The sequence below is a fragment of the Gordonia sp. DT218 genome (assembly GCF_049847105.1).
Classification (GTDB): domain Bacteria; phylum Actinomycetota; class Actinomycetes; order Mycobacteriales; family Mycobacteriaceae; genus Gordonia.
On the sequence record NZ_JBNCNS010000005.1, the window covers coordinates 105,070 to 126,639 of the forward strand.

Sequence of the window (21,570 nt, forward strand, 5' to 3'; positions counted from 1 at the left end):
ACCACCCCCCCCGCGCCGCCCCGCCCCCTCCCGGCCCCCCCCCCCCCCGCCTCGTTTTCCCTGTGGAGGTCCGTGGTCAGTGGTCCGTCAGTGCGCGATCCGATCGTGCCGATGTCCGCTCCTCGTCGTCGCCCGAGCGACGGTCCACCGGTTCGTCGTCGACCATGTCGGACTCGTTGAACGGTGCACCTCCGCTGAGGACGGTGTCGACCCTGGCCTTGTCGACGGTCCCCGTCCACGAGCCGACCAGCAGCGTCGCGACCGCGTTGCCGGAGAAGTTGGTCACCGCGCGGGCCTCGGACATGAACCGGTCGATCCCGACGATGAGTCCCACGCCGTCGAGCATCTCGGGTCGATGGGCCTGCAAACCGCCGGCCAGTGTGGCCAACCCTGCACCGCTGACGCCGGCCGCGCCCTTCGACGCGATGATCATGAAGGCCAGCAGACCGATCTGTTCGCCGATCGACAGCGGGTCACCCATGGCATCGGCGATGAAGATCGAGGCCATCGTGAGATAGATGGCCGTGCCGTCGAGATTGAACGAATATCCGGTGGGTACCACCACACCCACGGTGGCCTTCTCCACGCCAAGGTGCTCCATCTTCGCGATCAGGCGCGGGAGGGCGGACTCCGACGACGAAGTGGCGAAGATCAACAGGTACTCACGGGCCAGGTAGCGGACCAGTCGGAAGATGGACACGCTCGCGACGGTCCGCAGCAGGACGCCGAGGACACCGAACACGAACAGCACGCAGGTGATGTAGAACGCCAGCATCAGGATCAGCAGTTGCTGGACCGCGGCCCACCCCGTCTGGCCGACGACGTTGGCGATCGCACCGAACGCGCCGATCGGTGCCACCCACAGGATCATCGACAAGACCTTGAAGACGAGCTTCTGGAAGTACGACACCGCGGTCAGGATCGGCTCGCCGGTGCGGCCCATGGCCTGGATGGCGAATCCCACGAGCAGAGCGACGAACAGCGCCTGCAACACATTGCCCTCGGTCAGCGCGGACACCATCGAGGTGGGGATGATGCCCTCGACGAAGTCGAGGGTTCCACCGGATTCGTGTGCCTCCGTTGCCAGTTCGGCGCCCTTACCCGCGGTCGTCGTGATGTTGAGACCCTCGCCGGGCTTGATCAGGTTGCCGACGACGAGGCCGATCGCCAGCGCGACGGTCGACATCACCAGGAAATACCCGAATGCCAGTCCGCCGACCTTGCCGACGGTCGCTGCCTTCCGCACCGACCCGATGCCGAGGACGATGGTGCAGAAGATCACCGGCGCGATCATCATCTTGATCAGGCTCACGAACATGGTGCCCAAGAACGCGAGGTCCTTGCCGGCCTGCGGTGCGACGAGCCCGACGACGACGCCGGCCACGACCGCGACGATCACGGCGATGTAGAGCCAATGCGTGCGATCGCGCTTCTTGAGCGCCGGCCGGTCAGTGGTGGACACCGGGGGAGCGGGCTCGTCGCCCGGCTCGTTAGGTCGTGAACGCAGATTCATCGGATTCCTCTCGTCGTCGCCGCGTCATGGACCGCGCGGTCACCGTCCGTGTATGGATTGTGGGATGAATGCGTGACACGGGTCACGATTGAGTTCGTTTCGTTCACCGGACGAAACCGACGAATCCCGGGCGGAGGTGGCCGATGTATCGAGCAATTCCCCGGACTCTCGCTGGTCAGGCGGTTGCCTGGCTGCTGATGCTGGTCGCCGTCATCGTCGTCGCCGGTAGCGTGCTCGCGGCGGTCGATGCCCGCGTCGATGGTGATCGCGCCGCCCGGGACGAGGTGACGGCGATCGCGGTCAGTCTCGCCGACTCACCGTCGACGTCGCGCGCACTGATGTCGCCTGACCCCGCAGCGACGCTGCAACCGGTGACCGAACAGGTGCGGAAGGCGACGGACATCGCCTTCATCACGATCATGGGGACAGACCGCACCCGCTACACGCACACCAATCCCGTGCTCATCGGACAGAAGTACATCGGCTCCACGACCGAGGCGCTCCGGGGCGAGGTCCACACCGAGACCTACACCGGCACGCTCGGACCGTCGGTCCGGACGGTCGCGCCGGTTCGTGCCCCCGACGGGCGGATCGTCGGGCTGGTCGCAGCGGGGATCACCCAGCAGTCGCTCACCGCGGCGTGGCTTGCGCAACTGCCGCTGATCGCCGCGATCGCGCTCGCGGCGCTCGTGACGGCCGGGTTGGGTCTCTGGCTGATCCGTCGCAGACTCCTCCGGCAGACCGGTGGGCTGGCACCGTCCGAACTCCGGCTCATGTACGAGCACCACGACGCGGTGCTCCATGCCGTTCGGGAAGGGCTGGTGGTGACCGAGCACGGCCACCCCGCACTCGTCAACGACGAGGCTCGGCGGCTGCTGGGCGGCGGGCACAACGGCGAGGTCGACCTGCCGGCATTCCTCGTCACGGGCGACGAACCGTTGGTCGATGTGCTCTACGCCGAACGGGGCCGGACACTGATGGTCAGCCGGTCGCCGGTGCCGACCGACGCCACCTCCGCGGTCGTCACGATCCGGGACCGCACCGAATTGGCCGAGGCCATGGGCGAACTCGACTCGATGACCAGGTTCGCCGAGGCACTGCGGTCGCAGCTGCACGAATCCGCGAATCGCTTGCACACTGTGGTTGCGATGATCGAGACGGGCCGCAGCGAGGAGGCCGCGCTGATGGCGACGACCGAGATGCAGTTGTCGCAACAATTGATCGATCGGATGACCGAAGCGGTCGCGGAGCCGGCATTGGCTGCTCTGCTGCTGGGGAAGTCGGCAGAGGCCGCCGAGCGCGGTATCTCGTTGACGCTCACGGAGGATTCGCAGTTCGGTGACGATGCGACGGAACTGCTGACCGTCGGTGAGATGATCACCGTCGTGGGCAACCTCATCGACAACGCGATCGACGCGTGTGATCCCGCCGACCCCTGGGTGGAGGTGACGATCGTCGGGGACCCCGAGCATCTCGAGGTCGTCGTCGCCGACAGCGGACCCGGGATGGATCCCGGCGAGTTCGATCGTGCACAGACCCGCGGGTACTCGACCAAGGCGGGTGGCGATGCCCTCGGACGCGGGTTGGGACTGGCGCTCGTCGCCCAGGTGGTCGATCGGCATCGCGGAATCCTGCGCGCGGCGAACACCTATGCGTCGGTCGTGACGGTGATGTTGTCCGCACCCGAACGCAACGCTCGTGTCGATGTCGACGAGGTGCGCGCCGGTATCGAGGGGGACGTCGCCCGATGATCCGTGTACTGATCGTCGAGGACGAACCCCTCATCGCCGAGGCGCATCGCGAATATCTTTCCCGCTTGGGCGGATTCGAGATCGTGGCGTCGGTCACGACGGCGCAGCAGGCGATGCGGGTCGCGACCGGGGCCGCGGAGACTTCGGAGCCGATCGATCTGGTCCTGCTCGATCTGGGGCTGCCCGATGCGCGTGGGGTCGACCTCGCCTCTGCGCTGTCGGGCGTGCGGCCGGGCCCGGATGTCATCGCGATCACCGCGCAACGGGACCTTGCCACCGTGCGCAGCGCGATGTCGCATGGCGTCCTGCTGTATCTCCTGAAGCCCTTCACCTTTGCCGCCTTCGGCGAGAAGATCCGGCAATACCTCAACTATCGAGGTGCCCTCACCGCCGGCAACGACGCGGTGAGTCAGCGCGACGTCGACCGTGCTCTTGCCGAACTGCGCACCTCGGATACGCGGCGGACCGCGAAGAAAGGGGCCGCCCCGGACACCGAGGACGCCGTCGGGCGTGCGGTCCGGGACAGCGACGGCGGCCGCACCGCGTCGGAGGTCGCAGCGGTGCTGGGGAGTTCGCGCGTCACCGCGTGGCGATATCTGGAACGGCTGGCCGACGACGGCACGGTCGAGCGCACCACCGAATACGGCAACACGGGTCGCCCTCAGGTCCGGTATCGCTGGCGAAGCCGATGAGCGAGGCGGGGTCCGACGGCGGTGCCGCCGGACCCCGGGCACTCACTGCTGTGCGTCGAACTCCCGTGCGCGCAGCGACCGCGCGACGGTGTCACGCCCCTCGGAGATCAGTCGCTTCAGCGCCGGCGGATGATCGGCGGACAGGAATTCGTCGGCGGCGGCGATCCCCTCGGCATTGATCGCCCAGTGCGGATAGAGGCCCACGACAACCGTTTGCGCCACTTCGCTCGACCGACGAGCCCAGATGTCGGGGATCGCCTCGAAATACTTGGCCACATACGGCTGCAGCAGGTCGCCCTGGCCCGCCCGTGCGAAGCCCTCGATCATGGTTCGGGTGTAGACATTCGAGAGCGAGTCGTCCCCGACAGCCTGAGCCCAGGCGTCGGCCTTGGCCTCGGCCAGTGGTCGAGATGCCCGTGCGGCGGCCGCCTGGCGCTGACCGGTGGCCGTGTTGTCGCGTCCAGCCTCGGCGTCGATCACCGGCGAGCTCGCCGGGTCCGTGTCGATCGCGCCGGCCGAGGCCAGTGCGCGCACCAACTTCCAGCGCATGTCGGTGTCCACCACGAGACCGGCGAGTCCGTGTGACGTCGGATCGTCGCCGTCGAGCAGACCGCGGACGGCCGGGATCTGATCGTCGTTGAGCTTGCCGGCGAGCCAGGTGTTCACGAAGGCGAGCTGGTGATCGGAGCCGGGTTCGGAGCCTCGCGCGAGCTCGAGCAGTCGGGCGCTGAAACCCGGGCGGCCCGTCGCCGACACCCATGCTGGATCTGCATAGGCCTCGATTGCGCTGGTCGCCTGCATCAGGACTCGTTGCACCACACCGATCTCCGATTCGGAGGCGATCCCGCGCTGCACCAGCTCGGCGAACTCGCGGGCCGCCATCTCGGCCTGCCGGGTCATCTCCCACGCCGCCGACCACACGAGGGTGCGCGGCATCGGGTCGGCGATGTCGCCGATCCGGGCGGTCGCGGTGGCCAGTGACTCCGAGTCCAGCCGGACCGATGCGTAGGTGAGATCGTCGTCGTTGAGCAGCACGAGGGCGCCACGGGCCACCCCGACGAGCTCGACGACGTCGGTCCGTTCACCCTCGACGTCGAGTTCGGCGCTGTGGACGCGCTCGAGGGTCCCGGAACCGTTGTCGCCGTAGACGCCGACCTTCATGCGGTGGACGCGGGTCTCACCGGCGCCTGGTTGTGCGCCGTCCTGGACGATCGTGAACCGGGTGAACTTCCCGTCGGCGTCGAGCTCGAAGTCGGGACGCATCACGTTGATACCGGTGGTCTTGAGCCACTGGGATCCCCAGTCGGACAGGTCGCGTCCGGATGACTTCTCCAGTGCGGCGAGGAGATCGGAGAACGATGCATTGCCGAACTTGTGGGCCTCGAAGTAATCGCGCAGACCGGCCAGGAAGTCCTCGAGCCCGACATAGGCGACCAGTTGCTTGAGCACCGACGCACCCTTGGCGTAGGTGATGCCGTCGAAGTTGACCTCGACGGCGGCGATGTCGGGGATGTCGGCGGCGACCGGGTGGGTGGACGGCAACTGATCCTGCCGATACGCCCAGGATTTCTCGACGTTCGCGAACGTGGTCCACGCGTTCTTGTACTCGGTGGCCTCCGACTGGGACAGGACGGACGCGAAAGTGGCGAAGGATTCGTTGAGCCACAGGTCATCCCACCACTGCATGGTGACGAGATCGCCGAACCACATGTGGGCCATCTCGTGCAGGACGGTCTCCGCGCGACGCTCGTAGAGGTACTTGGTGACCCGCGAACGGAACACGTAGTCCTCGAGGAAGGTCACCGCGCCGGCGTTCTCCATCGCGCCTGCGTTGAACTCCGGCACGAAGAGCTGATCGTACTTGCCGAAGGCATAGGGGATGCCGAAGTTCTGATGGTAGAAGCCGAAGCCCTGTTTGGTCTCGGTGAACAGTCGGTCGGCGTCCATGTGTTCGGCAAGCGATGCGCGGCAATAGATCCCGAGCGGAATTGTGCCGTGGTCGTCGGTGTAGCTGTCGGTCCACTCCGCGTAGGGGCCGGCGATCAGGGCGACGAGATACGTGCTCAGCAGCGGGGTCGCCCGGAATCGGTGGAGTCCCGGTTCGGCGGCGACGGTGTTCACCACCGCGGCGTTCGAGATCACTTTCCAGTCCTCGGGTGCGGTGACCGTCAGCGTGTAGGTGGCCTTCAGGTCCGGCTGGTCGAAACAGGCGAACATGCGCTTGGCGTCGGCCGTCTCGAACTGGGAATACAGGTAGACCGAATCGTCGGTCGGGTCGACGAAGCGGTGCAGGCCCTCACCGGTGTTGGAGTACGCACAGTCGGCGACGACGGTGAGGGTGTTCTCGGCGGCCAGCGATGGGAGTGAGATGCCCACCGACTCGTCGAAGCCGGACACGTCGAGGTCGGTGCCGTTGAGGGTCGCCGAGGTGAGCGACGGTGCGACGAGGTCGATGAAGGTCTCGGCCCCCGGGGTGGCCGTGAACGTCACGGTGGTCACCGATCGGAAGGTGTCGACCCCCGGGCCTCCGTTGCCGTCGGTGAGGTCGAGGTCGATCGCATAATTGCCGACGTCGATGGTCGCGGCGCGTTCGCGGGCTTGGTCGCGGGTCAGGTTGGGAGCAGTCACAGTCGGGTCAGTCCGCCTCTCGAATCGTGGTCCGTGGGCCAGCTTAACGGGAATGAGCGTCCGGGAATCTGGTTGTAGTTTGCGAAGAGGTATACCCACGACACACGCGGAAGGTCAGGTCGATGGCAGCAGAGACACAGACAGGTCAGCAGGAACAGGATCGGGTGGACTTCTGGTTCGACCCTCTGTGCCCGTGGTGCTGGATCACCTCGCGGTGGATTCTGGAGGCCGAGAAGGTCCGGTCCATCGACGTCAACTTCCACGTCATGAGCCTGGCGGTGCTGAATGAGGGCAAGGACATCCCCGAGGATTACCGGGAAGGTCTCAAGCAGGCGTGGCGTCCGGTCCGGGTGGTCGCCGCGGCGTGGGCGCAGAAGGGTGACGAGATCCTGGCGCCGCTGTACGAAGCGATGGGTACGCGGATCCACAACAAGGGCATCAAGGACTTCGACCAGGTGATCAGCGAGTCACTGGCCGAACTCGACCTGGACCCGTCGCTGGCGGACGCTGCCGTCTCGGAGGAGTTCGACGAGTGGATCCGGACGAGCCATCACGAGGGCATGGACAAGGTCGGCGACGACGTCGGAACCCCGACCATCCATGTGAACGGCGTCGCGTTCTTCGGGCCGGTGCTCTCACGTATCCCGCGCGGCGAGACCGCGGGGACCGTCTGGGACGGCGCTGTCGCGCTCGCGTCCTACCCGCACTTCTTCGAACTGAAGCGCAGTCGCGACGAGGCCCCCGAGTTCGACTGATTCCCGGCCGGGCCGGTGCGGTGGCGCCGCACCGGCTCAGAGCTTGGGCGGCATCTCCAGTCCGTTGGGGAGCGTGCCCGGTGCGACGGCCGCCGGGTGCGGAGGTGGCGGAACCGGGACGACGTTACCGCTGCCGACGCCGCGCACGATGGCCTTGGGACGGAACAACATCGCTCCGGCGCGGGTGCGGTCGCGCAGCGCCGCCGCCCGCCAGGTGAGCACGGGGTGTGAGGCCAGTGCGTTCACCGCCCAGGTGAAGAATCCGCGTTCGTGGGTCGCCCGGTCGGCGAACTGGTCGAAATCCACCGCCGACAACATGTATTTGCCGGCCGACAGCACCCCCATCGCCCCGGGCACCCCTCGGGGTTTGGTGTAGTACCCGTAGTTGTCGGCGGTGTACTCCTGCGCCCGCGACAATGCCGCGCCGATCAGCGGGATGTTCATCCCCACCACGGTCGCCAGCTGCCGCCAATAGGAGGTGTGGCCCGCGGCGATGTGACCGACCTCGTGGCCGATGATGAACTCGAGCGCTTCCGGATCGCGCGCGCGACCACCCACCTCGAAGAGGTCCGAGTAGACCACCACGTACCGCCGGAAGCCGTGTCCGGAGGCGAAGGCGTTGATCATGCCATTGCCGAGCACCACATAGGCATCGGGCACGTACTCGAGTCCGTAGCGGGCGGCCGCCTCGACCACGATCCGGTAGCCCTCGGGGAATTGCGTCGGCGTCATCTGCACACCGTTCACCCGGGGTTGCGCGTAGGTCACCCCACGAATCAGCAGGAGGACCAGGGGAGCGGCCAGGAGCGCGAGGAAGTACTCGCTGAACTGGCCGAGAACCACCAGCCAGACGATCACGAGGTAACCGATGAGCGTGATCGCGACGATCAGCACGAGCATCGGGATCTCCCACGGATGCAGGCGTGGCCGCAGTGCATATTGGGCAGGCGGCAGCCAGTAGGCGCCCGGTCCGGTCTCCTCAGGCGCTGCGGTCCGGTCACGGTCGGCGTCCGCGCGCGATTCCGAGACACCGGGAACATTGGGTATCGGCGATTGTGCGTCCACCCGACCAATCTATAGTGACGCCATGCGTGTCTACCTCGGTGCCGACCATGCCGGATTCGAATTGAAGAACGCGATCGCCGAACATCTGGCGGCCAACGGCCACGAGGTCGTCGATTGCGGTGCGCTCACCTACGACGCGCAGGACGACTATCCGGCGTTCTGCATCGAGGCCGCACGTCGCACCGTGGCGGATCCGGGCAGTCTGGGAATCGTCTTGGGCGGCAGTGGAAACGGCGAGCAGATCGCCGCGAACAAGGTGCCCGGTGCCCGGTGCGCCCTGGCGTGGAGCACCGAGACCGCTCAGCTGGCGCGGCAGCACAACAACGCGCAGCTCATCGGGATCGGCGGCCGGATGCACAGCACGGCGGAGGCCCTCGCGATCGTGGATGCCTTCATCGCGACGCCGTGGTCGGATGAGGCTCGTCACCAGCGGCGGATCGACATCCTCGCCGACTACGAGCGCACCGGCGAGGCGCCGGCCCTGCCGGGCCAGAGCTGAGGCGACCCGCTCCGGGTCGTGGGTGAGTCATGCCCGAAGGTCACACCCTCCACCGACTGGCGCGCCGGCAACAGCGTGTGTTCGGCGGGTCACCGGTTCATGTCACCAGCCCGCAGGGCCGCTTCGTCGACGGTGCCGCCGCCGTCGACGGTCTGGTGTTCGCCAAGGCGGAGGCGTGGGGTAAGCACCTCGTCCAGCATTTTCGGCCGATCGAGGGAAGGGCGCGGGCCGGACGGCGGATGATCCACGTCCATCTCGGTCTCTACGGTGCGTTCACCGAGGCTGCGGTGCCGATGGACGATCCGGTCGGTCAGGTCCGGATGCGGATCGAGGGTCCCGAGGTGGGGACGGATCTGCGCGGACCGACGGCGTGCGAACTGTTCACCCCGGCCGATCTGGATGCCCTGATCGCCCGGCTGGGCCCCGATCCGCTGCGGACCGACGCCGACCCGACACGTGCGTGGGACGCCATCGGCCGGTCGCGCCGATCGATCGGTGCGATGTTGATGGACCAGCGTGTGATCGCGGGCGTGGGGAACGTCTATCGGGCGGAGGTCTTGTTCCGCGCGGGCATCGACCCGTATCGCGAGAGTCGCCGGATCGATGCCGACGAGTTCGACGGACTGTGGGCAGATCTCGTGGCCCTGATGCGGATCGGGGTTCGCCGCGGACGTATGCACGTGGTTCGGCCCGAGAATGACCACGGGGCGCCGTCGTATGCGGCCGATCGCCCGCGCACATATGTGTATCGCCGTGCCGGGGAGCCGTGTCGCATCTGTGGGACCACGGTGCGTGTCGCCGAACTCGACGGTCGAAATCTGTACTGGTGTCCCGTCTGTCAGCGGTGAGGGTCGGTCAGCGGGATTCGGCGCGCTGCGCCATCACCAGGAGTTCGTCGCGCTGGTTGCGACTGGCGAGCGCATAGATGTCGTCGTAGAGCTTGCGCTGCGAGAAGGGCTGAAAACGGGCACGGAGACGTGCGAAGGACATGGGGAACAACTCCTGAATTTGCGGTGCTTCGTATCCCATTGTCCGTGTTACAGCCAGGTTAATCAATCTGACCTGGGGTGATGTGCCTTACGTCGGCGGGCGAATCACAGGGAACCCTCAGGCTCGGCCACGGAATTTCACACCGGGACAGCGCACGATGGGGTGATGGGCGGGTTCTCTGAGATCGGGTCACGGCTGCACCGGCAGGTGACCGTGCTTGCCGTGGGCGGCACCGGGGAGTCTTTCCACGGCGACCGTCGACGTGACGTGACCGGCATGCTGCGTGGCGTCACCGCAGGCCTCGACGATCGTTTCGACTCTCGATGGATCGGATACCCCGCCAGCTACGGCCCCGCACCGCACATCGGTGGGATCAGCTATCAGCGGAGTCTCGACATCGGTACTCGAGCGCTCCATGCGGCCCTGCGGCAGACCGAGGGGCCCATTGCCTTGATCGGTTACTCGCAAGGCGCCGTGGTGATCCGGGCGGCGCTGCACGAACTGGGCGAGGCCGGAGACCCGGTGCTCGAGCGCGTGCTGGCGGTCGGATTCGTCGCCGACCCCCATCAGCCACCCGGCGTGGTGGCGGGCTGTGCGGGATGGGGTGTCGCCGGCCCGGGACCGGCGCTGCCGGCCACGGTGCCTGCTCATTGGGTGGGTACGCCGGACGACATGATCTGCAACGCGGCAGCGGACTCCTTTCTCCGCGACGTCGCCGATCTCACGGCAGATTTCAGTGTGAGCCGAGTCCGTTCCTGGCTGACCCAGATTTGGAACATACTGCGGCACAATTCTTTCCAGAATGCCGATCGGACCTCGCCGGGGCCGGCGCAGTTTTTCCGCGACGTCGGGCGGCTCTGGTCGGCGGTCCGGGAGGTACTCGGCTACCTACCCGGGACCATCACCTGGCGCGGTCTGGTGCTCCGCAATCGCCGGGGTGGCCGGCACACGTCCTATGCCCGTGAGCCGTACCGGCGCGGATCGTGGACGGACCCCGACACCACCGGATGCGAGGCGCTCGCCGCCTGGTTGCAGGTGTGCGCGACGTTCTCGGACATCGGATGCTCGGCAGAGTGGGACGAGGTCGAGTTCGCTGCCTGAGCGCGTCGCGCCCGATCCGTCCGCGCCGAAGATTCCGCGGTGTTGAATCCCGTCGAACACTGTGCTTCTCGAGCCGTGCCGCTCCGGATCAGGGGTGAGACTTGGTCCCGTCGAAGACGCTACGTGAGGCGGTTCTCTATCTGACCGGTCTGAATCAGCGTGAGCTGTACGGGCAGTCGTACCGGTTGAAGTCGGACATCACCGTCACCGATCTGGCGGCCCGCACCATGCACGTCGTCGGCAAGGAGATCGACGTCATCCAGAGCCGACTCGCCCGGAACTCGGTTCGGATGCTGATCGGCAGCGCACATTTCGTGGATCCGCACGAAATCGCGATCGAGGACGCGACCGGCGATCTCAGCCGTGCCGGCGCCGACCATTTCGTGATCGCCGTAGGGTCCAGACCGGCGCGGCGGGCAAGTGTCGAGTTCGACGGCGTGAGCCGCCGTGCCGCCTATCACGCCTTCGACGAGCCGGTCGGCGCCACCGCCGGGATCTCCAGCCGATCGGCATCTACGCGATCCTGGAGATCAGTTTCGTCGGCAAGACCGAAGATCAGCTCACCACGGCCAACATCCCGTTCGAGGTGGGGGTCGCACGCTATCGGGACCTCGCCCGCGGCGCGATCATGGGCGATTCCTACGGTCTGCTCAAGCTCCTCGTGCACGCCGAGGACCGGACACTGCTCGGGGTGACGATGCGGGCGATCGCCCGGGTGCGGTCGGCGGGGCAGCACCTGGATCTGGAGGCGGGCCCGGCCGTCGGGGGCCAGGGGTCGGCCCGGCGCTCGGAGGCCGCGCGCCGGGCCGCCGTGGATGTCCATCGCGACGAGAAGGGCCCGGTCCGCATGGACCGGGCCCTTCCCACGTTCTTCGCGATCTGGCGGTGTACTCAGTCGCCGGTGTACTCAGTCGCCGGTGTACTTCGGACCGACGGTGCCGCGCACGACGATCGGAGTGTCACGCGGGATGGTGTTGAACACCCATTTGCCGTTCTCGGTGCTCACGTTGATGCACCCGTGGCTCGCGTTGCTGCGGCCCTGCTGCGAGACCGACCAAGGCGCCGCGTGGATGAAGATTCCGTCCCACGACATGCGGGTCGCGTACTCGACATACGTGCGGTACCCCTCGGCGGAATCGACCGGCACACCGTACGTGGACGAGTCCATGTACATGTCGCGGTACTTCTCCTTGGTGTGGTACACGCCGTTCGGGGTCGGATGATCGTTCGTCCCCATCGAGATCGGCATGGTCTTGACCTGGTTGCCGTTGTGCCACCAGGTGATCTGGTGCGAGGCATCGTCGGCGAGTGCGATCCAGCCGGTCGAGGTCTTCACCCCCGGGATGGCCGGGCCCTTGGGCTGCTCCGGCGTCGTGGGGGCCGGCTTCGGCTTCGGGGTGCTCTTCGGCGTCGACGGTGCACCCGGGATCTGCGGGGCACCGGGGACGTCCGGGATCGTCAGCGGAGGCAGCCCCGGGACCGGTGTGATGGTCGTCGGCGCGGCGCTTGCGGCAATCGGCAGGGCGAGCACGACGGCGAGCGCACCGATCACGATGGCGATCGCACGTTGTGTCAGGCCGCGACGAGCGCGACGTGAAGGCTTCGATGTCAACACGGAGAGACCTTTGCAGTTCGAGTTACTGAAGCGCTTCCCCCGGAGCGCTCAACCATCGTTACACAAACGTTGTCATCGGGCCAAAGCCGAAACGTCGAACATTCCACCAATACCGCCCGACGGACGGGGCGTTTCCGTGAACAGCGTGGTGACCGGGGCAGGTGACCAGGTCAGGGTGACAACCGTCACATCCTGGCAGGTCACCTCCGCGTCGTGCAGTTACGTGGCCGCGACCCGACGGCAACAGTTCGCGGAAGGGTGACCCGAGCGGCCCCGGGTGACCCCGCGCGACGATCGGTCAGCAGCTACTGGGAGCCGGAGCCCCGTTGAAGCGGTCGGTGAGGTACTGGAACGCGGGGAGCAGACCGATGACCGCGGCCGACAGATGATCGGGCGACGGCGTCAGCAGTCGCTGAACGCGAGCGCCGGCCCGGCAGTACCGGTTGATCGTGTAGTCGATCGATGACACGGGGATGAGGACATCGGTCGGGCTGTGCCATTCGAAGATGGGAACGCGCGGGATTCCGGGATAGAGCGACAGGCTGTTCTCCTCGACGACCCGGCGCGCGTCCTTGTTGTCGAAGATCGCGCGGCCGCCGATGGTCACCTGCTGGGCGTCGTGCCCGGCGCCGAGGCGCAGGATGTCGTTTGTGCAGGCGTTGCGCATGCCCTGATACATCTGCCTGCCGAGCGGCGACAGGTACTTCATCATCGGGATCTGATCGGGATACTCCCGCGCGACGCCGATGGCTGCGGCGAACGCCAGGCCGAAGGCCGGATGCGGGTTGTTGTAGCCCAGCCCCTCGGCCATCTTGATCAGGTTCATCGGCACGCCACCATAGGCGGCACCGACGATGTTCAGGTCGGGCGCGTACTTCGGTGCGAGGGCGGCCGCCCACGCGGTGGCCATCCCGCCACCGGAGTAGCCGGCCATGCCGACCCGGCTCTTGGCCACCTGCGCGGGTCCGAATCGTTGCACCGCGCGGATGCCGTCCAAGGTGATCTGGCCGCCGAGTTTGGCCGCCCCGTAAGCACTGCGCGGTCCGAGGTGGTCGGGAATGGCGATGGTCCAGCCACGCTGCAGGGCCACGTTCAGAGCCGGGGCCTCCCGGATCGCGAGATTAGGGTCCTGGGTCCAGAGTGCTTGCGACGGTGCGCATTCGAGGCCGGTCGCATTGATGATGTGCTGGAACGACAGGAGCGGTCCATTGACGCGCTTCTTGGTGGGCACCAGCAGGGTGGTCACGGCCGAGATCGGCTTGCCCTGGCTGTCCGAGGAACGGAACTTGATCTGATAGGTCCGGACGTCGAAGAACGCAGGCGGATTGGGTCGCCCGCGCACCGAGATGACGTCACCCGGCGCATACTTCCCGATGTTCTTCGGGATCGAGTAGAAGCTGTCGGGCAGCGGTGTCGGCATCGCGACGTCGTCGGCGGCCGCGGTCGGAGTGCCGGCGATGATGCCGCCGGCGATCATCGACAGCGCCGCCGCGGCGGCGACGAGTCTGCGTCGAATGGCCGTCGTCCGGCGTGGTGGCCGCGGCGTCGTGTGCGTTCGGTGGTCGGGCAAGAGCATGTGTCCCCCAGGGCTGAATTCCAGGATCGGCTGTCCTTCGACGTCCCCCGACCCCCACGGTGGTGTCCGTCGTTCGTCCTAATGGTGCGACACATGAGTGATGAATGCCAACGCGCGTTGAGATATTTGGTTCGGACGGATGGTTGGTTGGCATGCCGAGAGCCGGCGACGCCGGTGCTGGTGCGATCGGGTCGTCAGGCCGGCTGCGGGTGTTCGGTCCGCAGGTGACGAGCCGGTTCGGAACAGGACTCATCACGGCATACGAGCATCACGTCGACCCGTCCCGGGCCGGAGTCGGAATGCGTGACGTCCTTGCGGACATACAGATGTGCACCGCAACTCGGGCACTTGCGTGGGCTCTTCGAATGGCTGGATGACATGGCCCAACCCTACGCCGGATGTGGCCTATATCACAGCGCGAGGAACGGTCTCGAGCAGGCCCGAAAGCGTGCGGGATCGCCGTTTCGGTTCGTGTGGAGCGGGTGACGGGAATCGAACCCGCGTAGCTAGTTTGGAAGATTAGGGAACTGGTAGAATCGGCGCATGTCCTGAACCTATTACCGCAGGTAGACTAGCTACCGTCCGGCTATGATGGTTCATGAATACGTACACGTTGGCTGTAATGCGTGGCTGTACAGCCACAGGAAGAGGTGGGGGTATGGCGACAAAGCGGCGACGGCGACCGGCCGGGGACGGCGCGCTCTACCAACGCGCCAACGGCCTCTGGATCGGATCAGTCGACCTACCCACTCGGGACGGGAAACGACGCCGCCGAGAGGTCACCTCCATGGACTACGAGACGGCCATGCAGAAGCTGCGGAAGCTGCGCCGCGACGTCGAAGACGGCATGGCTCCGGTCACCGACCGGACGACAGTCGAGAAGTGGCTCACCGAGTGGCTCGACACCATCGTCATCCGCGACGTGAAGCCGACGACGAGGGCCACCTACCAGTCGACGGTGCGCGCCCAGATCGTGCCGAGGATCGGGACGAAGAAACTCGGCAAGCTCACTCCCCGCGATGTGCGCGGCATGTGCGACGGCATCGCGAAGGATCGGTCGACCGGGTCGGCGCTCAACGCCTACTGGACGTTGTCGAAGGCGCTCACCGCGGCGAAGAACGATGGCCTCATCCGTGACAATCCGTGCGAGCGGGTGTCGCCGCCGAAGGCTTTGCGTGAGTCGCGTGGCTCCCACGAACTCGACGACGTGAAACGGCTCCTCGCCCACCTCGTCGAGGTCGGCGACCCGGACCTGACGGCCCGCTGGTGTCTGGCCCTGTTCACCGGCGCCCGCCAGGCCGAGTGTCTCGGCCTCGAGTGGGATCGTGTGGACTTCGACCGCGGCCTGGTCGACTACTCGTGGACGCTGCAGTGGCTGCGACTGCGGGAGAAGTACGGGCGCCTGTCCGACGACCGGACGCTGTATCCGCGCGACATGTTCGATGTGGATCCGGGATTCGACTTCCGCCCGATTTGGCGTACCGGCTGCCTGATCCCGCCGAAGACTGGCGGATCGCGGCGTGTGGTGCCGATGGTCGCACCGTTGCAGGCGGCGCTCGAGCAGCACCGCGGCAACACGTCGGGGAGAGGATTGGTGTGGACGCGGGAAGGTGGGAGACCGTACCGGAAGATCGATGACTCGACGCGCTGGCATGAGACGCTCGCGGCGGCCGGCGTCGCGGACCTGACGTTGCATTCGGCGCGGCATACGGTCGCGACTCTGCTGCAGCAGGGTGGGGTGCCTGAGGCGATCCGGATGGCGATTCTGGGGCACAGTAGCGCGGCGATGGCCCGCAACTACGCCCATGTCGATCAGACGCTGACGCGCGAAGCTCTGTCGCAGTTGGATTCGATGCTGAAGCTGGACTGACTCGTCGGTAACGTTGCATCCGAATTGTGTTGTGTCACAAGTCGATTACATACCAGAGGGTACGGGAACGGCCGTAGTCAGATCGGTGCACGTCGCAACGCCTGACACCCGTCCAGACACACCAACCTGAATCCGATTGCACACAGCGAATAGGGGATTCCGTATGGTCGGCCGTCCGACAGGCTGGTAGTTATCGACGCTAAGAGGCTGAGCCGACTACCGGAAGGGCATCGGGTGACGCATAGGGGACCAAAGACTCTTACCCGCCAGTCGGGTCGAAGTCGGGTAACGACCTGTCCGGGCAGACGGATACATTGCGTGAGATCCCGTAGTTGTGGATCACCTGGTGCTCGTAGCCGAGTGAGTCCATCGCGGCGAGCCATGCACGGTAGGGCGGCCAGGAGGTGACTTCGACGACGTTCTCGACGATGACGGCTTCGTAGGCGTGGTATTCGGCGAACCGCACTACGTCCCACATGGTGGCGCGGGAGCGTTCGGCGGCCTCGTCGGGCAGGGTTTCGCCGAACAGGTCGGGTTGTTTGTCGGCGCGCTTTTTGCCTTGGGCGACCGAGTGTTTCGTGCATGACGGCGATGCCCATAGCAGGTCGGTGTGCGGGAACAGTCGTGGTTCGTATTGGCTGATGTCGGCGCAGACGTGTTCGGCGTCGGGGTGGTTGGCCGAGTGTGAGTCGATGGCCAGCTGCCAGTGGTTAGCGGCGACGACGAGTTTGATGCCGGGTCTCTGGATGGCGCCGGTGGATGAGCCGCCGAGGCCGGCGAACAGGTCAGCCATGGTGAGCCCGTAACCGGGATCGGTGAACCCCCACGAGGTGGCCTGCAAATCGGTGAATGTCATGTGCATTGTCCTTCTGGGGTTATGCGGGGTACCAGCCCCAGCGGGCGATCCACACAATGGCGGACACCACAGCAGCGGCAGTGAGGGCGAGGAGGGCGGCAAGACGACGCATCACGCCTCCTCGGGTAGATAGAGCACGATGAGACGGTCCTCAGGTCGGCAGGTCGCCTCGTGGACAACCTCGGCGGTAGACCACTCAACATCGGTGCCGTCACATGAGCAGTGCCATGCCGTGCTGTGCCGAATCCACGTGTGCTCGGCGGGAAGTTCCTGCACCACAGCACCGACCGGCAGCGCATCCAACTCCTCGACTGTCCGTATGGTGCGTTCTTCCTCCCACACAGAAGACACATGAGCGGCGTAGGAATTCGGATGCATCGACTCGCCACAGGCACACGTGGGGAGCTTGCATGTGCCGTCGCGATAGAACGTCATGCCCATTCCCATGCGGTGTTCTGCTATGACCTCGGTGAGGGACTTCACGACACACCCCCAGCGGCGGCATGATGCTGCGGAGCTTCGTACGGTCGGCCACACTCACACACCGAGTGGTTGACGGCTTTCGGGTCGAAGTCGTGTGGCTCATCGCAGATGCAGCGGTCGGGGTTTCCGGTCAGGGGGCAGGCGCTCACGATGCACTCCGATCAAGGATGCGGGCGAGACCCCTGTGAAACTCGATCGCTTCGGCGGGCAGCATGATCGGGTGCGCGACCTCTTCGCTGAGCTTGAACAGGTGAACAGCACGATTGGCGCCGTCCGTGATGACCGTGCTCGTGCTGTCGTATCGGTCGGCCTCCGTCAGCCACGCGCGGGCACGGGTTTCGATGTCACTCATGACAGTTCCTCGCTCGGGTAGATGAGACGGGATAGGTCATAGAGGAGGTCGTCAACGGGTCCTGCCGCGTACACGTCGCCGCAGTCTTGAGACTCGTAGGCCTTCCATTGCCGCGCCGACTCGATGAGAGGGTGCAGTGGCGCCAGAGCCTCACGGGCAGCGGCGACGGCCAGGACTGCGGGACCGTTCGATTCCACATCCCGCAACCACGACCAAGTCGCCACATCCTCGTTTGCGTCATGCGCGTAGTAGCGGTCGCGCCACGCTCGTTGTGCCGCTTCCACAGCAGGGTCACTCGCCATGGTTGCCTCCCGACTCGGCGTGACGGGCAGCAGCGAGGAGAGCGGCGGCGAACGCCGCGTGGTCCTCGGCAGCCTTCGACTCCTCGCCGTTGCCGCGACGTGCGGACGCGAATGGAACCGATCCGTTGACGCCCACGGACCAGTTGAGGTAGCCGGGATCGCTGTGCGAGCGAGTCGACGCCCACCGACCACGCTCGTTCGGCTCGGGCAGCTTCACGATTTCGTAGCCCTCGCGTCGGAGTTCGCGCACGATCGCATGCGCAGTGGCGTCTTTCGCGCCCTCCTGACGGACTCCCGGTAACACGCTGGCGATGACCTGTTCTGGTGTGTCACTCATGCTTGCCCCTTGTTGTCGAGAGCGAGGAGACCGCGTGCGTGGAGGGCTTGTGCGATCTCCTCGAAGGCGTTGTATCCCCATGACGCTTTCCTGTACACATCCGCTGCCGTGCGTGCCGCCTCCTCGATGACCTTCTCGGCTTCGCTGTCTCGGGTAGCGGACTGCTCAAGACGATCAGCCTCGGCGCGGAGGGCTCCCACAACTTCCGCAGCCTCGGCGAGGCTGGCCTTGTGCGGGTACTTGTCCACCACTTCCAGGGCGAACCGATAGTGCTCGGGTGTGGGGTTGGTGGCATCAGTGGTGGGGAGTTCGTCCTCCGCCTGCATCGCGCGGCGGTACCAAGAATCGCGGTCACTACGTGCTTCGTCTCGTTCGGCCACCACACGACGAGCAGCGTCCGGCGTATGGCATTCCGCCTCGGGGTGCGCGCCGAGAATGCGCCGCGTCTCCTGCATCTCGGAAAGGTGATTCCAGGCCTCGGACATCCACTCGTCGCGCCACCAGGCCTGCTCGGCGAACAGCCATGCGGCGACGTCCCGTAGTTCTGCGATGGTGGCGGCATCCGCATCACGCTGGGCGGTCAGAGCATCCCGCTCCCCCATGTACCGGTCGGCCTGCTTCGCCAACCGATCCAAACCCGCATCCTTCCCAGCAATCTCCGCACGAGCCTGCGCGAGGAGACGCGCATCCACCAGCGTGTACTCACGCCCATACCCGTCCGTCATGGTGGTCGCCAAGATCATCGGCTTGTCAGGCATCAGTACAGCGCCCCGATCTTGGCGACCTGGCCGGCGCGGTCACGGACGACGATCCGCCACGGCACAACGAGGTACGCCGCGATGTCGCCGGAGCTGTCGAGCAGAGCGTCCGTCAACCCGTCGGTTGTGGCCAGGCGCAGTTCGTACTGGGCTTCGATGGCGTTGAGCGCACCAGCCTTGCGGCTGTATCCCTCACCGCTGCCGAGGATCTGCCCGTTCTTCGACTTGCACCGCCACCGCCAGTCCAGGCCAGCCGGGTACACCTCGATCGTGCCTCTGCAGTCCGCTGCCATCGTCGGCGGATTCTCGAAATCAATCACTGTTCGTCTCCTTCGTCTCTGGTCCGTGCCACACACGGAAGTCTTTTCGGCTCACCATTGATCGGATTGGTGCACAGCTCCCCATCCCTGGCCCCACACTCCGGGCACACCCGGAAGATGCTGTCCCACTCCAAATACGGGCGAGGAATATCAGCCGACATCAGCCACCGCCGGAGGCTCAAACCCGCCATCGTCGTCCAACCAGCGTTGACGGCCACGCCACAACACCGGCTCCTCCACCGGCCTCCCCCACTGAGACACCAACCAGCCCAACGCCTTCGCCTCACGACGATTCGTCTCAATGTGCAGATGACACAACCCGCAGATGTACAAACCGTTCGACGCGTGGTTGGTGTCGATGCGGCGTGTCCCCCCAGCACCCCGTGGCCGGCGGTGATGGAACTGTTCGCCGTGCATGGAGCAGATGCCGTCGACCATCACTTCGCACATGCCGGATGAGCGGGCAAGGATGAGGTCTTTCACCGCCGGGGTGAAACCCGTGTACCTCATGACGCCACCTCGGCGCGCGCAACAATCGCCTCCAGGCGGCGACGCTTCCCCGCCGACCAGCGATCCCCGAACACCTCGCCAGCACACACACCCTGCGGATACTCCTGACCCAACGTCCAGATCGCGCAATCCACCAACCCCGGGCATCGACGACACTCGCGGGCAGCACGGGTTTGCGTCATCGGATCTTCCGACAACCACTCGTCCCGGCCGCCGCACACAATGTTGTCGCGCCACCCTGTGCGGCGTTCCGGAATGCGGATCGGCACAACCGTTTCCTGCGGCGTGTACGCTCGCCGATTCGCAGCCCGCGCACAGGTGCAGCAGCGGCGATCCCCGTTCGCCAAGATGCGGGTGTTCTCCGGTGTGTACTCGTGCCCGTTGCGGCAGTGCGTCTTCGGCTGCGAGGTCAGCCCCTGACGCTTTCGCGCCCGCCGCTGCCGCGCTTCATCCGCACAGCAGATTTTGCATCGGTACTCGACATGACCTGCACTGACCTTGTTGATGACGTACACGTTGTCCGGTGTTTTCGGGTGGCCGTTGCGGCAGTGCGTTGATGGGGGTCTGCCGCCCTTATTGCTTGTCATGACGCCTCCGGCAGTTCGCGGCGCAGGTCGCGGCGCTCCCGCTCCGACAAGCCGCCCCACACCCCGAACCGTTCACCGTTGTCCAACGCAAACTGCAAGCACTGGTCTCTGAAATCGCATCGCGCGCACACAGCTTTCGCGGCGCGTGTCGACTCCCCCTTCTCCGGGAAGAACGCTTCCGGATCGGTGGATGCACACGGCCCGTACCGCATCCACTCCGGCTGGTCGGCGAGTGAGGCGAAAAAGTCGGTGGACTGTGCTTCCCGCGACCGCGTCATACCCGTCCCGCGTAGGACGTGTGCTTTGGTGTGGTCCTCGTCGGCGGTTGTGCGGGTGTGCCGTTCGCTGGAGGCTTTGAAGGTGACGGTGCGGTCCAGGCCGGCGTCGCCACGTTCACCGTTGCGTCTTGTGGACTGGAAGTAGCTTCCCCAAAACTCGCTCACTGGTCGACCCCCTCAGCACCCAACGCATCCGACAGTGTCGACTGGGCATCCTCGAGGGACGGTTCACCGAGGATCGCTGCACCCTCGGCCTGCACCCGTCTCGTCAAATCTTCGAGCTTGCGCACATCGGTGCACTGGGCAATGTTGAGGCCCGGCCCCTTCGCTGAGATGGACCAGGCGGCGAACTCTTTCGTGTCCATGCCGGCATCCCGCACCGCGGAAGCCAATTCCTCTGTCGCCTTCTGCAGCGGCGTCTTCTGACGGTTCCGCACGATGAGCCTGGGACACGGCAGCACGACCGTGCAAACCATCTCGGGCAGCTTCACCGCAGGCACCTACCGGCTGCGCTACAACCCGACGACCAAGACTTACACCGCCGCAAAGTATGTCGGCGGTGCCTGGTCGGATCTGATCTCGTGGACCGATTCGAGCAACGTCATCGCCCACGGCAACGGCCACCGCTACGGCGCGATCGGCATCGGTCGACTGTTCACCATCAACGGCGGCACCATCGACAACTTCTACCTGCGGGACTGGACATGACCCGCAGCCCATCACAGAACAGGA

Annotated in this window: 25 protein-coding genes and 1 pseudogene; 9 read left to right on the forward strand and 17 right to left on the reverse strand. The window is 65.9% G+C overall.

Features of this window, described 5'->3' with window-relative positions; genetic code table 11:
• Positions 1-76: 76 nt before the first annotated feature.
• Complete coding sequence (locus tag ACPXCG_RS18710; protein WP_425793583.1) at positions 77-1,513, reverse strand: cation:dicarboxylate symporter family transporter; 1,437 nt, start codon at positions 1,511-1,513, stop codon at positions 77-79.
• Positions 1,514-1,656: 143 nt separating this feature from the next.
• Here ACPXCG_RS18710 and ACPXCG_RS18715 point away from each other — a divergent pair, with 143 nt between their 5' ends.
• A complete protein-coding gene (locus tag ACPXCG_RS18715) occupies positions 1,657-3,264 on the forward strand; it encodes a sensor histidine kinase (RefSeq protein WP_425793584.1) in 1,608 nt (535 codons plus the stop codon).
• Positions 3,261-3,956, forward strand: a complete 696-nt coding sequence (locus ACPXCG_RS18720) for a response regulator (RefSeq protein WP_425793585.1) — start codon at positions 3,261-3,263, stop codon at positions 3,954-3,956. The genes ACPXCG_RS18715 and ACPXCG_RS18720 overlap by 4 nt, the downstream gene beginning before the upstream one ends.
• Positions 3,957-3,998: 42 nt before the next feature.
• On the opposite strand, the gene pepN is transcribed toward ACPXCG_RS18720, so the two are convergent.
• Positions 3,999-6,584, reverse strand: coding sequence for an aminopeptidase N (pepN, locus tag ACPXCG_RS18725; RefSeq protein WP_425793586.1), 2,586 nt, complete (start codon positions 6,582-6,584; stop codon positions 3,999-4,001).
• Between the two features lie 122 nt (positions 6,585-6,706).
• On the opposite strand from pepN, the gene ACPXCG_RS18730 reads away from it, so the two are divergent.
• A complete protein-coding gene (locus ACPXCG_RS18730; protein WP_425793587.1) occupies positions 6,707-7,339 on the forward strand; it encodes a DsbA family protein in 633 nt (210 codons plus the stop codon).
• A 36-nt stretch (positions 7,340-7,375) separates the two neighbouring features.
• On the opposite strand, the gene ACPXCG_RS18735 is transcribed toward ACPXCG_RS18730, so the two are convergent.
• Positions 7,376-8,404 (reverse strand): M48 family metallopeptidase, encoded by a 1,029-nt coding sequence (locus tag ACPXCG_RS18735; protein ID WP_425793588.1) that lies wholly within the window; start codon positions 8,402-8,404, stop codon positions 7,376-7,378.
• A 22-nt stretch (positions 8,405-8,426) separates the two neighbouring features.
• Between ACPXCG_RS18735 and ACPXCG_RS18740 the strand changes: the two genes are divergently transcribed.
• Both ACPXCG_RS18740 and ACPXCG_RS18745 read left to right on the forward strand, forming a co-directional pair.
• Complete coding sequence (locus ACPXCG_RS18740; protein WP_425793589.1) at positions 8,427-8,903, forward strand: ribose-5-phosphate isomerase; 477 nt, start codon at positions 8,427-8,429, stop codon at positions 8,901-8,903.
• A 29-nt stretch (positions 8,904-8,932) separates the two neighbouring features.
• On the forward strand, positions 8,933-9,751 hold the full coding sequence (locus tag ACPXCG_RS18745) for an Fpg/Nei family DNA glycosylase (RefSeq protein WP_425793591.1): 819 nt from the start codon (positions 8,933-8,935) through the stop codon (positions 9,749-9,751).
• 7 nt (positions 9,752-9,758) lie between these two features.
• On the opposite strand, the gene ACPXCG_RS18750 is transcribed toward ACPXCG_RS18745, so the two are convergent.
• Complete coding sequence (locus tag ACPXCG_RS18750; RefSeq protein ID WP_425793593.1) at positions 9,759-9,893, reverse strand: hypothetical protein; 135 nt, start codon at positions 9,891-9,893, stop codon at positions 9,759-9,761.
• Positions 9,894-10,058: 165 nt separating this feature from the next.
• On the opposite strand from ACPXCG_RS18750, the gene ACPXCG_RS18755 reads away from it, so the two are divergent.
• The gene (locus ACPXCG_RS18755) at positions 10,059-10,994 is read left to right on the forward strand and encodes a PE-PPE domain-containing protein (protein WP_425793594.1); all 936 of its coding nucleotides are present in this window, start codon (positions 10,059-10,061) and stop codon (positions 10,992-10,994) included.
• 104 nt (positions 10,995-11,098) lie between these two features.
• A pseudogene (locus ACPXCG_RS18760) lies at positions 11,099-11,688 on the forward strand (Si-specific NAD(P)(+) transhydrogenase); the annotation flags it as partial.
• Between the two features lie 213 nt (positions 11,689-11,901).
• Here the strand turns inward: ACPXCG_RS18760 and ACPXCG_RS18765 are convergent.
• Both ACPXCG_RS18765 and ACPXCG_RS18770 read right to left on the reverse strand, forming a co-directional pair.
• Positions 11,902-12,609: a L,D-transpeptidase gene (locus ACPXCG_RS18765; protein ID WP_425793595.1), complete on the reverse strand. Its 708-nt coding sequence runs from the start codon at positions 12,607-12,609 to the stop codon at positions 11,902-11,904.
• A 298-nt stretch (positions 12,610-12,907) separates the two neighbouring features.
• On the reverse strand, positions 12,908-14,086 hold the full coding sequence (locus ACPXCG_RS18770; protein WP_425793991.1) for a lipase family protein: 1,179 nt from the start codon (positions 14,084-14,086) through the stop codon (positions 12,908-12,910).
• Between the two features lie 757 nt (positions 14,087-14,843).
• Between ACPXCG_RS18770 and ACPXCG_RS18775 the strand changes: the two genes are divergently transcribed.
• Positions 14,844-16,055 (forward strand): tyrosine-type recombinase/integrase, encoded by a 1,212-nt coding sequence (locus ACPXCG_RS18775; protein WP_425793596.1) that lies wholly within the window; start codon positions 14,844-14,846, stop codon positions 16,053-16,055.
• A gap of 259 nt (positions 16,056-16,314) precedes the next feature.
• Here ACPXCG_RS18775 and ACPXCG_RS18780 read toward each other — a convergent pair whose 3' ends face one another.
• From ACPXCG_RS18780 to ACPXCG_RS18830, 11 genes are all read right to left on the reverse strand, one after another.
• Positions 16,315-16,911: a DNA cytosine methyltransferase gene (locus ACPXCG_RS18780; RefSeq protein ID WP_425793597.1), complete on the reverse strand. Its 597-nt coding sequence runs from the start codon at positions 16,909-16,911 to the stop codon at positions 16,315-16,317.
• A gap of 111 nt (positions 16,912-17,022) precedes the next feature.
• The gene (locus tag ACPXCG_RS18785) at positions 17,023-17,394 is read right to left on the reverse strand and encodes a hypothetical protein (protein ID WP_425793598.1); all 372 of its coding nucleotides are present in this window, start codon (positions 17,392-17,394) and stop codon (positions 17,023-17,025) included.
• 145 nt (positions 17,395-17,539) lie between these two features.
• Positions 17,540-17,746: a hypothetical protein gene (locus ACPXCG_RS18790; RefSeq protein ID WP_425793599.1), complete on the reverse strand. Its 207-nt coding sequence runs from the start codon at positions 17,744-17,746 to the stop codon at positions 17,540-17,542.
• The gene (locus tag ACPXCG_RS18795) at positions 17,743-18,048 is read right to left on the reverse strand and encodes a hypothetical protein (protein ID WP_425793601.1); all 306 of its coding nucleotides are present in this window, start codon (positions 18,046-18,048) and stop codon (positions 17,743-17,745) included. The genes ACPXCG_RS18790 and ACPXCG_RS18795 overlap by 4 nt, the downstream gene beginning before the upstream one ends.
• Complete coding sequence (locus ACPXCG_RS18800) at positions 18,038-18,385, reverse strand: hypothetical protein (protein WP_425793602.1); 348 nt, start codon at positions 18,383-18,385, stop codon at positions 18,038-18,040. The genes ACPXCG_RS18795 and ACPXCG_RS18800 overlap by 11 nt, the downstream gene beginning before the upstream one ends.
• Positions 18,382-19,143, reverse strand: a complete 762-nt coding sequence (locus tag ACPXCG_RS18805) for a hypothetical protein (protein WP_425793603.1) — start codon at positions 19,141-19,143, stop codon at positions 18,382-18,384. Before ACPXCG_RS18805 ends, ACPXCG_RS18800 begins: the two co-directional genes overlap by 4 nt.
• On the reverse strand, positions 19,143-19,463 hold the full coding sequence (locus tag ACPXCG_RS18810; RefSeq protein ID WP_425793604.1) for a YegP family protein: 321 nt from the start codon (positions 19,461-19,463) through the stop codon (positions 19,143-19,145). Before ACPXCG_RS18810 ends, ACPXCG_RS18805 begins: the two co-directional genes overlap by 1 nt.
• A 150-nt stretch (positions 19,464-19,613) precedes the next feature.
• Complete coding sequence (locus ACPXCG_RS18815; RefSeq protein ID WP_425793605.1) at positions 19,614-19,973, reverse strand: hypothetical protein; 360 nt, start codon at positions 19,971-19,973, stop codon at positions 19,614-19,616.
• A complete protein-coding gene (locus ACPXCG_RS18820; RefSeq protein WP_425793606.1) occupies positions 19,970-20,488 on the reverse strand; it encodes a hypothetical protein in 519 nt (172 codons plus the stop codon). Before ACPXCG_RS18820 ends, ACPXCG_RS18815 begins: the two co-directional genes overlap by 4 nt.
• Positions 20,489-20,556: 68 nt before the next feature.
• Positions 20,557-20,838, reverse strand: a complete 282-nt coding sequence (locus tag ACPXCG_RS18825; protein WP_425793992.1) for a WhiB family transcriptional regulator — start codon at positions 20,836-20,838, stop codon at positions 20,557-20,559.
• A 161-nt stretch (positions 20,839-20,999) separates the two neighbouring features.
• Entirely contained in the window at positions 21,000-21,329 is a 330-nt protein-coding gene (locus ACPXCG_RS18830) for a hypothetical protein (RefSeq protein WP_425793607.1), read from the reverse strand.
• Here ACPXCG_RS18830 and ACPXCG_RS18835 point away from each other — a divergent pair.
• Positions 21,304-21,546, forward strand: coding sequence for a hypothetical protein (locus ACPXCG_RS18835; protein WP_425793608.1), 243 nt, complete (start codon positions 21,304-21,306; stop codon positions 21,544-21,546). The two genes, ACPXCG_RS18830 and ACPXCG_RS18835, sit on opposite strands and share 26 nt — an antisense overlap.
• Positions 21,547-21,570 lie beyond the last annotated feature (24 nt).